Here is a 15,762-nt window from a genome sequence, read left to right on the forward strand (position 1 = left end):
TCACTTGCATGCTGCCCTGCTGCCACCTGGAAGTGCCGAGCCACCATCTGCCGATAGGTTCTGATCGCATGTGAAGAGGCCCCAGCGCGGCGCCCCAAGAAGGTGCGCCCCGACCATCGACAAGATAATTAGGACAACCGCCACCACGGCGCCTCCCAACCAGCGTCTCCGGGTTTCAAAGTCAGTCATCATGCGCTCCTGAGATCGACGCTACCCCATCCCCCGCACAATCTCCAAAAACTCCGCATGCCCCAGCGCATGCTTTGCCGCCTCGCGATACTCCTTCACCAGCCCCTCATAAGCCTCCCGTGCGAACTGCCGGAGCTTGGGGTCCTTGTCCATTTCCTTGCGCGCCAAATCCTGGCTCAACAGCCCCAGCCCGGCCAGCACCGGATAGTGCAGCTGCGTCTGGATATGCGGCAGGCCGAACAGGTCTTCCGGGAAATGCTCGTGCCGCGGCATGTGCTGCTGCCAGTAGTCCAGCCGCTGTTTCGTCTCGGGATGGATGCGATTGGCCCGCACCTCGCGCCAGAACGGGGTATCGTCGCGCTCGACCATGTAGTGGGTGTTGACGAACGTCCGGAAGTCATCGACCTGCCGCCCCACCCGCGCATTGTAGTCGGTCCGATCGGCGGGGGTCATGTCCGCCGCATGCTTGAGGTGCCGGTCGGCAAACAGCATCATCTGCACGATCGTGCCGTGGATCGACGTCGATTCCAGCGGCTCGAGGAAACTCGAACTCAGCCCCACCGCCAGCACATTGCCGACCCAGGCATTTTCCAGCCGCCCGATCTGGAACCGGATATCGCTGCGCACCTCGATCTCGCGGCCCAGTACCCGCTCGACCTCGGCCTTGGCTTGCTCCGGCGTCGAGAATTCGTCCGAATAGACATAGCCGCAGCCATAGCGGGTCTGCGTCGGGATCATCCAGATCCAACCGCTATCCTGCGCCCAGGCGCGGGTATAGTTGGCGATCTCCTCGCCGGGCTTGATATCGAGCCAGAACGGCAGCGCCCGGTTGACCGGCAATTCATGCGCATAGGAAATCCACGGCGCCTGCATTTCCTTGACGATGAGCTGCTTGCGGAAGCCCGTCGCATCGATAAAGAAATCGGCTTCGAGCGTCTGCCCGTTGTCGAGCTGCAAAGCCGTCACATCGCCCGTCTCGGCATTGCGCTGCACGCCCGACACCACCGCATCGATGATCTCGACACCCTTGGACTTGCTGGCAAAGAACCGCCCGACCTTGGCCTGGTCGAAATGATAGGCGTGATGAAACGGCCCCAGCGGGATCAGCGATCCATCGGCCTTTTTGGCATAAGGCGCCTTCTTCTGCTCCAGCAGCGGCCCAAACAGATGCATGTCGGTGATAGGCTTGCCCGCTGCGATGGCATAGACATTGAGATAGTCCGATGGGGCCCCCTTGGGCGCAGCCACAACCTGATGCGGGTCGTCGATCGGCCCGTAATAGGTAAAGCCCTTGCGCCGCCAGTCCTCGTGCCGGATGCCCAGCTTGAAGGTCGCCTCGGTCTTCCTGAAAAACTCGAATTCGTCGATGCCGAAATGCTTGAGCAACACGCGGAATGCCGCCGTCGTCGCTTCGCCCACCCCCACGGTTGGAATGCTCGAAGGCTCAATCACGCTGATGCGCGCATTCAGCCCCTTCCGCCGTGCCGCATCCTGAATGATGAAAGCCGCGATCCAGCCGGCGGTGCCCCCGCCGACGACCACGAAATGCGATTGCCGATCCATGATAGTCCTCCAAGGACAAGGCTATGGGGCAGCCTCGCCGCGTGCAAGCCGGTCTTAGAAAACCGGAAATCTCCGAGGCGTTAGCGGACCCTCCTCCCACCGCGTCATTCCGGCGAAGGCCGGAATCCAAGTCCGGCTTTCCGCACCATCCAACTTATGGGCAGATGCGAACCAGGATCCCGGCCTTCGCCGGATGACATCGTGGTTGTGGAGCGGAATAGGGTTGCCGCCCTACCCCACTGGTATGGTAGTCACTGCGCCAATCGAGGAGACACACATGACCTACCAGGCCGCCCCCGGGCGCTACGAGACCATGCAATACCGCCATGCCGGCAAATCGGGCCTCAAGCTCCCGGCCATCAGCCTCGGCCTCTGGCAGAATTTCGGCGGCACGCGCGATTACCCGTCCGCCTTCGCCATCCTCGGCCGGGCCTTCGATGCCGGCATCACCCATTTCGACCTCGCCAACAACTACGGCCCGCCTCCCGGCGCGGCTGAAGAGCTGTTCGGCATGGTCATGGCGCGCGATTTCAAGCCCTATCGCGACGAGCTGATCGTCTCGTCCAAGGCCGGCTACAACATGTGGAATGGCCCCTATGGCGAATGGGGCAGCCGCAAGAGCCTGATTGCCTCCTGTGACCAGTCGCTCAAGCGCCTCGGCCTCGACTATGTCGACATCTTCTATTCGCACCGCTTCGATCCCAAGACCCCACTTGAGGAGACCATGGGCGCGCTGGCCAGCATCGTCGCGCAGGGCAAGGCGCTCTATGTCGGCATCTCCAACTATCCGGAAGCCGAGACGCGCGAAGCCCACCGCATCCTCAAGTCATCAGGCGTCCCCTGCACCATCCACCAGCCGAGCTATTCGACGCTCAACCGCTGGATCGAGAACGACAAGACCATCAATGCCTGCGGCGACCTCGGCATCGGCGTCATCGCCTTCTCGCCGCTGGCCCAGGGCGTGCTGTCGGGCAAATACAATACCGGCGACACCAAGGGTTCGCGCGGCACGTCCAACAACCCGTTCCTCAAAGCCGAGAACATCAAGCCGGAAACCTTGCAGGCCGTCGACGCCCTCGGCGAGATCGCCAAAGCCCGCGGCCAGACCATGCCGCAGCTGGCACTGGCATGGGTCCTCCGCCGCAAGGAAATGACCTCGGCGCTGATCGGTGTGCGCACCATCGAGCAGCTCGAAGACAATCTCGGTGCCTTGGACAACCTCGATTTCACTGCTGAAGAACTGGCCGCCATCGACAAGGCTTCCGCACCCGGTTTCACCGACGGCAAGCCGCGCTGGTAGGGCGGTCAGCCATCCCACCCACTGCACGTCACCCTCGGGCTTGACCCGAGGGCACTGTACTTATCGATGGGCCCGCAAGTGTAGCGCCCTCGGGTCAAGCCCGAGGGGGACGACCGGTGGGTGTGGGGCCCCTTGGAACTCTCAAAAAATATCCGGCTCCCCCGCCGTCGCACCAAACGATGGCTCCAGAAAATCAAAGTCGCAGCCCTGATCCGCCTGCGTCACGTGCCCGGCGTACATCCAACCATAGCCCCGCTCGAACCGATCCGCCGGCTTGACCCACGCCGCCCGCCGCGCCGCCAGTTCCGCCTCATCCACCAGCATGTCCAGCCGCCGGTTGGGAATATCGATGGCCACGATATCGCCCGTCCGCAGCAATGCCAGCGGCCCGCCGATATGGCTCTCGGGCGACACATGCAGCACACAGGCGCCATAGCTCGTGCCGCTCATCCGCGCGTCCGAAATGCGCACCATGTCGCGATAGCCCTGCTTCACCAGCTTGGTCGGCATCGGCAGCATGCCCCATTCCGGCATGCCCGGCCCGCCCAGCGGCCCGGCATTGCGCAGCACCATCACATGGTCGGGCGTCACGTCCAGATCGGGATCGTCGACCGCCTTCTTCATCTCGGGATAGCTGTCGAACACCAAAGCCGGCCCCTGATGCACCAGATATTTCGGGTCGCAGGCCGCAGGCTTGATCACCGCGCCGTCAGGCGCCAGATTTCCCCGCAGCACCGCCAGCGAGCCCTCGTGATAGACCGGGTTATCCAGCGTCCGGATCACATCGTCATTGTAGATCGGCGCATCGCCAATCGCCTCGCCCAGCGTCAGCCCCGACACGGTCAGCGCCGTCAGATCGAGCTTGCTGCCCAGATTGCGCATCAGCGCCAACAGACCACCCGCATAGAAGAAATCCTCCATCAGGTAGCCCTTGCCTGATGGCCGCACATTGGCAATCAGCGGCGTCGTCCGCCCCAGCGCATCAAGGTCGTCCAGGGTAAACTCGATCTTCGCCCGCCGCGCCATGGCCAGCAGATGCACCACCGCATTGGTCGAGCACCCCGTGGCCATCGCTACCGTGGCTGCGTTTCTAAACGAGGCCGGCGTGACGATCTTGTCCGGCGTCATCTCCTCCCACACCATCTCGACGATGCGCCGCCCGCAGCCCGAAGCCATGCGGATATGGTTGGCGTCGGCAGCCGGGATCGACGACGCCCCCGGCAGCGTCAGCCCCATCGCATCGGCAATCGCCGTCATGGTCGAAGCCGTCCCCATTGTCATGCAGTGGCCGTAGCTCCGGGCGATCCCCGACTCCATCTTGAACCACTCGGCGTCGGTGATATTCCCCGCCCGCCGCTCGTCCCAATACTTCCACGCGTCCGAGCCCGAACCCAGCTTCTGCCCGGCATAATTGCCGCTCAGCATCGGTCCGGCCGGCAGGAAGATCATCGGCAATCCGGCACTCAGCGCCCCCATGATCAGAGCCGGGGTGGTCTTGTCGCAGCCACCCATCAGCACCACGCCATCCACCGGATGCGCCCGCAACTGCTCCTCGGCTTCCATGGCGAGGAGGTTCCGGTACAGCATGGTCGTCGGCTTCATAAACGTCTCGCCCAGCGTCACCGCCGGCATTTCCACCGGCCAGCCGCCCGCCTGCAGCACGCCGCGCTTCACATCCTCGACGCGCTGCTTGAAGTGCGCGTGACAGGGATTGAGGTCCGACCAGGTATTGAGAATGGCAATAACCGGCTTGCCCACCCAATCCTCCGGCGCGTAGCCCATCTGCAGCAGCCGCGACCGATGACCGAAGCCACGCAGGTCGTCAGGCGCGAACCAGCGTGCCGAACGCAAATCCTCGGGCTTCTTGGTGTGGGGATGGCGGGAGGTCATGGGCTAAACTCGCGAATATCGCGCCTCGACGGCGCGGCGCGATCATGGCCCAGCCCGAACTTCCATACAAGATACTCAGACCGGTCGATCAGCAGCCTTGGCGTAGAGCCGCACCATCGACATCACCTGTCCCGGATGCTGGAAATATACCCGCACGCGCAGATCGCTCTTGCGACCGCTGCGCACCAGCACTTCACCAAGCGCCTTAAGCGCCGCATCCTCGGGCGAACTGGCATTGTCCACAATCACTTCCGCCGGGTCGATAACGTCGGTACGGCAGTCCACTATGCGATAACTGGTCACGGTCTCTCCTTGATAAGGCCCGCGCCATAGCAGAGCCAAAAGCCGCCGGCAGTTAACTATGTTAACTGGAGGGCGGTTTCGGTCAGCCATATGGATTGCGGCGCGCCGGTCTCTCACCGGCGGTTTGCCTAGCTCAGGTATAAACCACTTTGCCGGTCGAAAAGTTGCGAGCGCTCGCTGTCGAAGCCGATCTTGATGGCGTCGCCGACCGCGATCCCTGGCCGGTCGCGCAGCACTGCGACGATGATCTTGCCGCCAATCTGCAGCTGAATATGGGTTTCCGAGCCGGTCGGCTCGACACTCCGCACGCTGGCCTCAACGCCATTGGCCTGCACATGGATATGCTCGGGCCTGATGCCCAACTGCACCGAACGGCCCGCATAGACCGCAGCACGCCGCGGCAAAGGCCAGAGCGCGCCCTCGCCATCTCGCAAGGCCGGCCCATCAACCACCGTGCCCTCGATCAGGTTCATCGCCGGCGAGCCGATAAAGCTGCCGACAAAGCTGTTGGCCGGGGTGTCGTAAATCTCGAGCGGCGTGCCGACCTGTTCGATATGGCCTGCCCGCATCACCACGATGCGATCGGCCATGGTCATGGCCTCCATCTGGTCATGCGTCACATAGATCATCGTCGCGCCCAGCCGCTGGTGCAGCGCCTTGATCTCGGATCGCATCTGCACGCGCAGCTTGGCATCGAGATTGCTGAGCGGCTCGTCGAACAAGAACACCGCCGGATTGCGCACGATGGCCCGGCCCATGGCCACGCGCTGCCGCTGCCCGCCGGACAGCTGGCGCGGATAGCGGTCGAGCAGCGGCGCCAGATCGAGAATCTCGGCCGCCCGGTTGACCTCACTGTCGATCTGCTCCCGGCTACGCCGCGCCAGCTTGAGCGCGAATGCCATGTTGTCCCGCACCGTCATATGCGGATAGAGCGCGTAGCTCTGGAACACCATGGCGATGTCCCGCTCCTTGGGTTCGAGCTCGTTGACCACCCGGTCGCCGATCTCGATTTCGCCATCGGTGATGGATTCGAGGCCTGCGATCATGCGCAGCAAGGTCGACTTGCCGCAGCCCGAAGGCCCCACCAGAACCACGAATTCACCGTCGCGCGCGGCTACGGAGACGCCGTGGAGCACCTCTACCGAGCCATAGGCCTTGACGGCGTTGCGGATGGTAATGCTGGCCATTTCAGTTGGCTCCGTGGTTCTGGTGAAGATGTGGAGGTGTGCGGACAGCTGTGGGAGGACTAGTCACTCAGCGGCCCGCACACCTACCGGCCGCCCATGCCGGCATTCAGTGCAATCGAATTGTAGATGAGCTTCTGCAGCAGGATGGCGAGGACGATGCCCGGCAGCATGGAAAGCGTCGCGCCGGCCATGATGTAATTCCACGCCGTGCCCTGCTGCGTCTGGAACTGCGTCAGCCCCACCGGCAGCGTCGCATTGTCCGCCCCGGTCATCACGATCAGCGGCCACAGGAAGTTGTTCCACTGCCCGATGAAGGTGAACAGCGACAGCAGCCCGATCGCCGGCATCGACAGCGGCACGATGATGCTGATGAGAATTCGCAGCCGCGAGGCGCCATCGATGCGCGCCGCCTCTTCGAGCTCCATTGGGATGGACAGGAAGAACTGCCGCAGCAGGAACGAACCGAACGTCCCGAACGCCACCGGCAGGATCACCCCCTGGAAGGTGTTGACCATGCCCAGGCTGTTAACGATCAGGAACAGCGGAATGATCAGCATGATGGACGGCACCATCAGCGTGCCGAGATACGCCATCAACAGCGCATCGCGTCCGGGAAACTTCAGCCGCGCAAAGGCGTAGCCGGAGAGGCACGACACCACGACCGTGATGATGGTCACGCTGCCAGACACTATCACGCTGTTGAGGAAAAACCGTCCGAACGGCAGCTGCGTCCAGGTCGCAGCGAAATTGCCCCATTCGAACACGTTGGGCAGGATGCGCACCGGAATGGCCAGCACCTCGGCATTGCTGCGCACCGCGTTCGACACCATCCAGAAGAATGGGAACAGGAACAGCAGCGCCACCAGCCCCAGCGCCCCATGATTGAGGATATCGAGCGCCAGCGTTCCGGCGCGGGATTTGGACCTAGTTGTCATAATGCACCCACTTGCGCTGCATCCAGAACTGGAAGGCAGTCAGCGCCATGATCAGCGCAAACATCACCCAGGCGATGGCCGAGGCGTAGCCCATCTGGAAATTCTGGAAGCCCTTCTGGTAGATCGCATAGCCCAGCGTCGCCGTGGCATTGCCCGGCCCACCGCGCGTCATCACATAGATTTGGTCGAACACCTGCAGCGAGGTGATTGCGGTCATGACACAGCCGAAGAACAGCGTCGGCGAAATCAGCGGCAACCGGATTTTCCAGAACCGGTCCCACGCCGTCGCGCCATCGATCCGCGCCGCCTCGAGATAATTCTGCGGCACCATGTCGAGCGCCGCGTTGAAGAGCACCGTATTGTAGCCGACCCCGGCCCAGAGCGAGACCACGACCACCGCCTGCATGGCCAGCGTCTGGTCGGTCAAGACGCTCGGGATATGGATCGACATGGCGCCCATGATGAAGTCGAAAAAGCCGCCCGGGGCGAAGATCAGCATCCAGACGATGGCGACGGCGATGCCGGGCGTGAAGGTGGGCAGGAAGAAGATCACCCGGAACCACTTCTGGCCGACCTTGAGGCTCGATATCCAGACGGCGAGGCCAAGCGAGATGACCAGGTTCAGCACCAGATATTCGACGGTGAAGAACAGCGTATTGCGCAGCACCGGCCAGAATTGCGGATCGGCGGTGAACAGCCGAACATAGTTCGCAAAGCCGACAAAGGCTGGCTGGCCGAGCAGCTTCCAGTTGGTGAAGCTCAGCACCACCGATGCGATGATCGGCAGCACGAGGAACAGGATCACCCCGATCAGGCTGGGCAGCAGGAAAAAGAACGCGGTGCGCCCTTCCCTCACATCCAGCCGATTGCGGCGGCGCGTGTCTGGCCGGCTGACCGTCACGGCAGTCTCTTGAGCAATCGTCATGGGCTCCTCCTTCCGCCGCGCCGTTCTTCGGCGTCGATGGCAAACCCGGCCGGACGATACCGGCCGGGCCCCGTTTGCTTACATCGGCAACTGGCTCTGGATGTCGGCCAGCACGCCTTCGGTGGTGTTGTCGCCATTGAGCGCCAGCGGCATGTACTGGGTCAGCAGGTTCTCGAAATCGTTCCAGTATTCGTTAAGGCGGAAAGGGGTCGAGTGCTCGAACATGTATTTGAGCGTTTCGCGCGTGCCGCTCACATCCTTGGCCGCCACATCATACCAGAAGTCCTGTTCGGCCAGGCGTCCCGGCAGAGCGCGCCCCGCCGAAGCCAGGATTTCTGCAGCCTTGGGACCGGTCAGCACCTTGAGCGCCTGGAAGGCTTCTTCCTTATGCTGGCTGGCCGCCGCAACACCCCAGCCCGAACCGGCGGTAATGAACCGCGACTCGCCTTCGCCACGCGGCAGCGGCGCCACGCCCATCTGGAAGTCGACGCTGTCCTTGGTGTTCAGCAGCACCCAGGGCCCGTCGATATACATGGCCGCGCTGCCCGCCGCGAAGCGTCCGCTGCCGGTAATGGCGCCCGATCCGGAAGCAAACACCGGCGACGCCTTGTCCACCGCCGTCAGGTCGGCGTATTTGGATACGGCGTCGACATAGCCGGCATTGGTCACGTCGAACTGGTTGGCATCGTTGAAATATTCCGCACCCAGCGCGATCGGGCCGGCCACATAGTCGAAGGACTGGGTGGCGTAGCCGTAATTCTCGCCTTCCGTCAGCGCGATGGCAGCCGCCTTGAAATCGTCGAAGGTCCAGTCTAGCGCCGGCTCGGCAATGCCGGCTGCCGCGAACTTGTCGCGGTTGTAATAGACCAGCCACGGACCCACGTCATAGGGCAGCGCATACTGCGTGCCGTCATGCGAAAGGCCGTCCATGATCGAGGATTCGAACTCGGCCTTATCGAGACCGTCGGCCTCGATATAGGAATCGAGCGGCTCCAGGATCGAATAGAAGCTCGGCATGCGCATCGACTGCATGGCGACCAGGTCGGCGATCTGGCCCGACGACGCCAGCACCGGCAGGCGCGTCCAGTAATCGGTCCAGCCCGAGAACTGCGGCGTCACCTTGATATTGGGATATTCGGCGGTGACGAGATCGGCCAGGCTGGTAAACAGTGCGGTATCGGCCTCGTCGCCCCACATCTGCCAGGTCAGGTTGACCTGTTCCTGGGCATGAGCGGTTGCAGTCAGTGAACTGCCAGCCAGTGCGGCGGCAGCCAGTACCATCGAAAGTCTCACGATAGTCTCTCCTCTGTCATATCGTTTGCGTTTCAGTCGTCTGCGGTCCGGGGTCCTCCACCCCGGCATGGATGGCGGCGGTCAGGCCGCGATCAGCACCTCCAGATCGGAGATCATGGCGATGAGCTCCTCACGCTGGCGTCGAAGAGCGACGGCGTCGCTGCCGGCGCTCAGAATCGACGTCATGCGGACAACAAAGTCCGGCGGCAGGCGCTCTAGCTCTGCCGCCATGGGCAGGTTCCAGCCATCGCCGGGGAAGTAGGCGCGATTGAGCGCGAACACGACCTGCAGGATCGCATTGGCCAGCTTGCCGGTGAGGCCCACCAGAAACACCAGGTCGCGCCGGGCGACCTTGCTCTCATAGTGATAGTCACCGGCCCAGTAGTGCAGCACCTCCCGATACTGCTGCAGCACCGAGGCCCGCAGGGCTTCGGGATAAACCGCGAGTTGCCGCTTCCATCCGTCCAGAGCGCCCTCGGGATCGAAGGTGATCTGCTGGTTGGCGAGATCGGTCGGCAGGTGATAGCCCCAGATCGTCCATTCGAACGTCTTGGGCACCGCCGTGCCGGATAGCCAGGCATCGAGATCGCGCCGCACCCCGGCATAACTGCGCATCCACACGCCATCCATGCGGAAGCCCCTGGCCTCCCATTCATGCATGGCGCTCTCGAACCGCTTCCACTGCTCGGTCTCATGGATATCGGGCCCGCGATAGGCATCGGCATAGACGCGGAAGTCGTAGTCCGACTGCTCGTCGGACCGCCCCTTGCCGCGCGACCCCGCCAGCGCCACCGCCCCAAGGCCATTTTCGGCCAGGTCGGCGATGAGCGGAGTCATGGTCGCGATCAGGTCGGCCTCGCGCATCTCCACACCGATGTCGGGCTCGAACACAGCGTCAATCCTTGAGGATCAGCTCGATGACGGGGGTCACGACGTCCGGCTTGAGGACGGGCAGTTCGAGCGTCAGCATGTTCTCGCCGACGGCGACGCCGATATTGGAATCGACCTCTGCCTTGGGGTCGAGCCAGTGGATCTCGCTGGCATCATGCAGGAACTGCGCATACTTGATCTTGCCGCCCAGTCCCTCGATGTGGATGTGGCGGAACGGCCAGGTCTGTACGTGCAGGTAGAGCCGGTTGCCGCGCTGGGTGAACTTGGTGCCATTGGGCGCCTTGTGCTCGGACGGCCCGGCCCCGTAGATCGACCTTCCATTTAGATGCAGCCAATCGCCATAGGTTTCGAGCGCCGCGATGGCCCGCTTGTCGAACGTCCCCCGCGCCGTCGGCCCCACATTCATCAGCAGGTTGCCGCCAAGCGACACCGTATCGACGAGGATGTTGATCAGTTGCCCGGCATCCTTCCAGGTGCTCTCGTCGCGGTGATACCCCCACGAGCCCGAGAAGGTGTGGCACACCTCCCAACGCACCGGCTTGCCATTGGCCGTCGGCGCCACGCGCGGCGTGTACTGCTCCGGCGTCGCCAGGTCCTTGGGGAAGTTGCCATCGGTCGGCAAATCGAGACGATCGCCGACGATGATATTGGGCTGCAACTGCCGGACCAGGCCGATCAGCTCCTCGCTCTGCCAATCGGCACGGCCCTTGCCGGGCATGCCGCGATAGTCGCGCTTGGGATAGCTGAAATCGAACCAGATGACGGCGATGTCGCCGAAATCGCTCAGCAGCTCGGTGACCTGGTTGCGCATATATTCCGCATACTTGGTCACGTCGCGCGTCTTGTTCATCTCGAGCGCATCAGGGTGGTTGCGCAGCGGATGGATGCCGTCGATCGGAAACTCGGGATGGTGCCAGTCGATCAGTGAGTAATAGAAGCCGACCTTAAGCCCTTCGGCCCGATAGGCATCGACATAGGCCTTGAGCATGTCCTTGCCGTAAGGCGTGTTGGTCGCCTTGTAGTCGGTAAACTTGCTGTCCCACAGGCAGAAACCTTCATGATGCTTGGCGGTCAGCACCACATATTTCATCCCGGCTTGCTTGGCGCGCCGCGCCCATTCGCGCGGGTCATAGAGGTCCGGATTGAAGTTCTCGAAATACTTCCGATAGTCCTCGGGCGCGATTTCCTCGCGATGCTGCAACCACTCGTGCCGCGCACCCAGTGCGTACAGGCCGAAGTGGATGAACATCCCGAAACGGTCATTGCCAAACCAGGCCTTGCCCGGCGCTGCGTCGATGCCGCCACCAAATGTGAGTGCGCTGTCCAAAACTGGATCCTCCTATTCCGGCATAATCGAACCGGTTCGATGATTATCCTCTTTTGGCTAGGTTCCGAAGTCAACCCCGATTCTGAACCTTATGCAGAACCAACATTTGCATTGCACAAAGTGGCAGAAATGGTAGGTATTTCGACAGGATACGACAGAATGTGACACGCTTTAGATTTTCTAGAAACGCTTCGAGAAAGTTCGAATGGCCACCATCCGCGATGTTGCCAAGCTTGCCGAAGTGTCTGTCTCGACAGTCTCTTTGGCGTTGAGCAATCCCGGCCGGGTCAGTGCCAAGACCCTCGAACGCATCCGCGGCGCCGTCGCCGCCGTCGGCTATGTGGCCGATCCGCTGGCCCAGAGTCTGGCGCGCGGCAAGAGCCGCATGATCGGCTTCGTGGTCGGCAATGTCGGCAACCCCTTCTTCGGCGACATCCGCCGCGAACTCGAAAACTATGCTCTCGAGCACCAGCATTTCGTCGTCATCACCGATTCCTCGGGCAAGACCGACCGCGAACGGGTGATGCTGGAACACCTGATCGGCCTCAAGGTCGCGGGTCTGGCCCTGGCGCCCTCAAGTTTCGGGCCGGACTACGTGGATTTTATCCAGAGCCTCAAAATCCCCATGGTCTGCTTTGACCAGAAGGTGGCTGGCATCGAGCGCGATTTCGTCGGCTCCGACAATTACCTGGCCGGCGCGATGCTCACCGAGCACCTGCTGCAAATGGGCCATCGGCGCATCGCCTTCATCGCCGGGCCGCAACATATGCACACCGCCTCCGAGCGCTACCGCGGTTTCGCCGAAACCATGGCCAGTTCAGGCGTCGAGGTCATTCCCAACTATGTGGTCGACGGCCAGTTCACCCGGTCCGCCGGCTACGAGGCCGCCATGCGTCTCCTCATCCAGCCGGAGCGCCCCACCGCGATCCTGGGAGCCAACAATGCCGTGGCCCTGGCCGCCCTCCAGGCCATGCAGGAGCTTGGCTTCAACTGCCCCGACGACATTTCCCTCGCCATGATCGACGACGTCGCCTGGAGCAACGTCATCACCCCGCGCATCACCATGGTGGTGCAGGACACGCTCAAGCTCGGCGGCATCATCGCCCGCCGCCTGCTGCACCGCATCACCAATGCTGACTCTGCCGGCGAACCCCCGCAGGACTTCGTCCTGGCGCCAAAATTCGTTCCCGGCAATTCATGCCGCAGGATCGGCTAGAGCACGGCGCAGCCAATTACCAATGCTAACGATCGCGCCAGCGATGCACCCGCGCGCCACGCACCGGCGCATCCGCAATCAACAAGGCGCCGTCGAGCACGCCGGGATTGGCCGGCATAAGTGACGTCACCACCATCCTGTCGAGATCTGGTCCACAAAAGGCCGGCATGCTTGGCGCCGCGACCGGTGTCGGGATCACCGCTTCGATCGCCCCATCGGTCCCGAACACATTGAGCCGGCCAGCCGAAACGCCCGCGCTCCAGTAGCGCCCACGCACATCGCAGGCGGCACCATCCGGCCGTCCCAAAGTCTCGCTGAGTTCCGCGAACCGAACCCGATTGCGCATGGTGCCGGTAGCAGGATCGAAGTCGAACCGATCCACCCACGGACCGCGCGAGTCGGAAAAATACATGACCCGGCCATCGTCAGACCAGGCCAAGCCGTTGGAAATCTCGGTCTCCTGCCGCAGCACCAGCGTCACCTCGCCCTTGCCGCTGACGCGATAGAGCGAACCCAACCTCTCGCGCGCCGGCCGCATATCCATGCTGCCGACCCAGAAGGCGCCATCCGGCCCCACCTTGCCGTCATTGAGCCGGTTATCCGCCGGTTCGCCGACAATCCGGGCCAGCAATTGCGTTTGGCCGCTATCAGGGTCGAGTATCAACAGGCTCCTCGGCTGGGCGACGATCAGCCGTCCGCTTTCACCAAGACCGATGCTGCTGGCAAGTTCGGGCATCGGCCAGTGCCTATGGCCACTGCCATCGAGATTGGCGCAGCGCACCGCCGGCTGGGTGAAGTCGACGAAGAAAACGCATTGCCGCCGATCGTCCCAGACCGGCGACTCCGCCGAGCAGCGATGCTCCAGCAGCGGACGAAATTCCATGCACCCCTCCCCCGAACATCTGTTCGGTTGTTGAATGCACTCATCGCCGCTCAAGCGCCGACTCGTCAATCACCGGGCGCTAGGCCTCATCCCTTGACGCCCGCCGACAGCATGATCGCCTGCGTCACCCGGCGCTGGAAGATCAGGTAGACGATCGCCACCGGCAGGCCCGCCACCACAGCCGAGGCCATCAGCTTGCCGAACACGATGCCATAGGCGTCCTTCACCTGCGTGATACCAACCGGCACAGTCATCGTCGCCTCGCCCGTCGCCGCCAGGAATGGCCAGAGGAAGCTGTTCCAGGCCCCGATGAAGGTGATGATGGCCAAGGCGGCCGTGACGCCCCAGTTCATCGGCAGATAGATGCGGAACAGAATCTTGAAATGCCCCGCCGAATCCATCTGCGCCGCTTCGCGGAACTCCTTGGGCACGCTGTCGAAGAACTGCTTGTAGACGATGATCACCACCGGCACGATCAGCTGCGGCAGGATGATGCCGGCCCAGGTATTGAGCAGCTTGAACTGCGCCATCAGCACGAAATGGTTCACGATCAGCGCCTGCATCGGCACCATAAAGCAGGCCAGGATCAGCACATAGATGATCCGCCGTCCCGGGAAGTCGAGCTGGCTCAACGCATAGGCGCAGCCCGCCGAACTCACGATGACCAGCGCAGTGATGAGGATCGAGGTCACGAACGAATTGACGTACCAGGTGGCGATATTGGTGTTGTTCCAGATGTGGATATAGCTGTCGAACGACAGCCGTCCCGGGATCAGCGCGTTGTCGCCGGAGATGATGTCGCCATCCGGCTTCACCGACGTGATGATGGCCCAATAGATCGGGAAGAACGATGCCAGAGCCACGATAAGCGTGATGGCGGTCAGCACGATCCCGATGAGATCGAGCGGCCGGTCGCGACGGCCGCGGGTCGCCACGGCGGCCTGGCTGCGCGGAAGAGCTTCGGCGGTCATTTGTCACCTCGTGTGCGCAGCACCTGATATTGCAGCACCGACAGGACCACGATCATGCCGAACAGCAGCACCGCCGCCGTCGCTGCCTCGCCGCCCTTGTTCTGCTGGAAGGCGAGCTTGTAGACATACTGCACCAGCGTAATCGTCGCGTCCTGCCGCCCGCCGATCGAGAACAGGTACACCTGGTCGAAAATCTTGAGCTGGGCGATCAACTGGATGGTCAGCACCAAAGCCGTGATCGGCCACAACAGCGGCCAGGTGATCCGGCTGAACTGCCGCCACCGCCCGGCACTATCGAGCTGCGCCGCCTCATAGATCTCGGGCGACACATTGCGCAATCCGGCGATGAACAGCAGGATATTGAAGCCCATCGTCCACCACACGGTGACAAACGCCACCGTCGGCATGAAGGCCGGAATCGTCCGCGTCAGCGACATCGGCTCGCCGCCATTGAACGGCCGCACGAACACCTGCGCCAGCCCATATTGCACGTCGATGATCCAGTTCCACGCCAGGAACACCACCGACACCGGCAGGATATAGGGCAGGAAGAAACAGGCCAGCACGAAGCCCTGGACCCAGCCATTGAGCCGGTTCACCGCCATGGCGATGAGCAACGACACCAGCGTATTGGGAACGACCGTCAGCAGCACGAAGTAGGCGGTGTTCCAGAACGCGGAATGAAACAGCTTGTGGCCAAGGATCTTGACGTAATTGTCGATCCCCACCCAGTCGCCGGGCCCGATCAGCGGCGCCTTGGTAAAGCTCAGCATCACCATCTGGATGGTCGGCCAGACGAACAGCGCGCCATAGATGAGGACGAACGGCCCCACCAGCACCAGCGCCGTCAGATATTCGCTTCGTTTGTCCCTGAGCATTGCACGATCCT

At 62.5% G+C, this 15,762-nt stretch carries 14 protein-coding genes; 2 read left to right on the forward strand and 12 right to left on the reverse strand.

From position 1 onward, the window contains the following. Window positions 1-210: 210 nt before the first annotated feature. Entirely contained in the window at window positions 211-1,752 is a 1,542-nt protein-coding gene (locus IM737_RS09305) for a tryptophan halogenase family protein (protein WP_236899633.1), read from the reverse strand. 277 nt (window positions 1,753-2,029) lie between these two features. Here IM737_RS09305 and IM737_RS09310 point away from each other — a divergent pair, with 277 nt between their 5' ends. Continuing rightward, the gene (locus IM737_RS09310) at window positions 2,030-3,052 is read left to right on the forward strand and encodes an aldo/keto reductase (protein ID WP_236899634.1); all 1,023 of its coding nucleotides are present in this window, start codon (window positions 2,030-2,032) and stop codon (window positions 3,050-3,052) included. Window positions 3,053-3,193: 141 nt separating this feature from the next. Here IM737_RS09310 and araD read toward each other — a convergent pair whose 3' ends face one another. The 8 genes from araD to IM737_RS09350 form a co-directional block, all read right to left on the reverse strand. Further along, window positions 3,194-4,942: an L-arabinonate dehydratase gene (araD, locus tag IM737_RS09315; RefSeq protein WP_236899635.1), complete on the reverse strand. Its 1,749-nt coding sequence runs from the start codon at window positions 4,940-4,942 to the stop codon at window positions 3,194-3,196. A 75-nt stretch (window positions 4,943-5,017) separates the two neighbouring features. Continuing rightward, window positions 5,018-5,245 carry a hypothetical protein gene (locus IM737_RS09320; protein WP_236899636.1) on the reverse strand — a complete coding sequence of 76 codons (228 nt, stop codon included), beginning with the start codon at window positions 5,243-5,245 and terminating at the stop codon, window positions 5,018-5,020. A 128-nt stretch (window positions 5,246-5,373) separates the two neighbouring features. Continuing rightward, entirely contained in the window at window positions 5,374-6,432 is a 1,059-nt protein-coding gene (locus IM737_RS09325; protein ID WP_236899637.1) for an ABC transporter ATP-binding protein, read from the reverse strand. Window positions 6,433-6,515: 83 nt separating this feature from the next. Next, window positions 6,516-7,367, reverse strand: coding sequence for a carbohydrate ABC transporter permease (locus IM737_RS09330; protein WP_236899638.1), 852 nt, complete (start codon window positions 7,365-7,367; stop codon window positions 6,516-6,518). Then, complete coding sequence (locus IM737_RS09335) at window positions 7,357-8,292, reverse strand: carbohydrate ABC transporter permease (RefSeq protein ID WP_236899639.1); 936 nt, start codon at window positions 8,290-8,292, stop codon at window positions 7,357-7,359. The genes IM737_RS09330 and IM737_RS09335 overlap by 11 nt, the downstream gene beginning before the upstream one ends. Before the next feature lie 78 nt (window positions 8,293-8,370). Beyond that, window positions 8,371-9,585, reverse strand: a complete 1,215-nt coding sequence (locus IM737_RS09340) for an ABC transporter substrate-binding protein (RefSeq protein ID WP_236899640.1) — start codon at window positions 9,583-9,585, stop codon at window positions 8,371-8,373. Window positions 9,586-9,666: 81 nt separating this feature from the next. Beyond that, on the reverse strand, window positions 9,667-10,476 hold the full coding sequence (locus IM737_RS09345) for a DUF4037 domain-containing protein (protein WP_236899641.1): 810 nt from the start codon (window positions 10,474-10,476) through the stop codon (window positions 9,667-9,669). 4 nt (window positions 10,477-10,480) lie between these two features. Continuing rightward, the gene (locus IM737_RS09350) at window positions 10,481-11,725 is read right to left on the reverse strand and encodes an alpha-L-fucosidase (protein ID WP_236899902.1); all 1,245 of its coding nucleotides are present in this window, start codon (window positions 11,723-11,725) and stop codon (window positions 10,481-10,483) included. A 283-nt stretch (window positions 11,726-12,008) separates the two neighbouring features. On the opposite strand from IM737_RS09350, the gene IM737_RS09355 reads away from it, so the two are divergent. Further along, window positions 12,009-13,019: a LacI family DNA-binding transcriptional regulator gene (locus tag IM737_RS09355; RefSeq protein WP_236899642.1), complete on the forward strand. Its 1,011-nt coding sequence runs from the start codon at window positions 12,009-12,011 to the stop codon at window positions 13,017-13,019. Between the two features lie 25 nt (window positions 13,020-13,044). On the opposite strand, the gene IM737_RS09360 is transcribed toward IM737_RS09355, so the two are convergent. From IM737_RS09360 to IM737_RS09370, 3 genes are all read right to left on the reverse strand, one after another. Beyond that, window positions 13,045-13,902, reverse strand: coding sequence for an SMP-30/gluconolactonase/LRE family protein (locus IM737_RS09360; protein ID WP_236899643.1), 858 nt, complete (start codon window positions 13,900-13,902; stop codon window positions 13,045-13,047). 86 nt (window positions 13,903-13,988) lie between these two features. Then, a complete protein-coding gene (locus IM737_RS09365; RefSeq protein ID WP_236899644.1) occupies window positions 13,989-14,873 on the reverse strand; it encodes a carbohydrate ABC transporter permease in 885 nt (294 codons plus the stop codon). Then, window positions 14,870-15,751, reverse strand: coding sequence for a carbohydrate ABC transporter permease (locus tag IM737_RS09370; protein ID WP_236899645.1), 882 nt, complete (start codon window positions 15,749-15,751; stop codon window positions 14,870-14,872). The genes IM737_RS09365 and IM737_RS09370 overlap by 4 nt, the downstream gene beginning before the upstream one ends. Between the last annotated feature and the right edge of the window lie 11 nt (window positions 15,752-15,762).

Source organism: Devosia sp. SL43, from assembly GCF_021729885.1.
GTDB lineage: Bacteria > Pseudomonadota > Alphaproteobacteria > Rhizobiales > Devosiaceae > Devosia.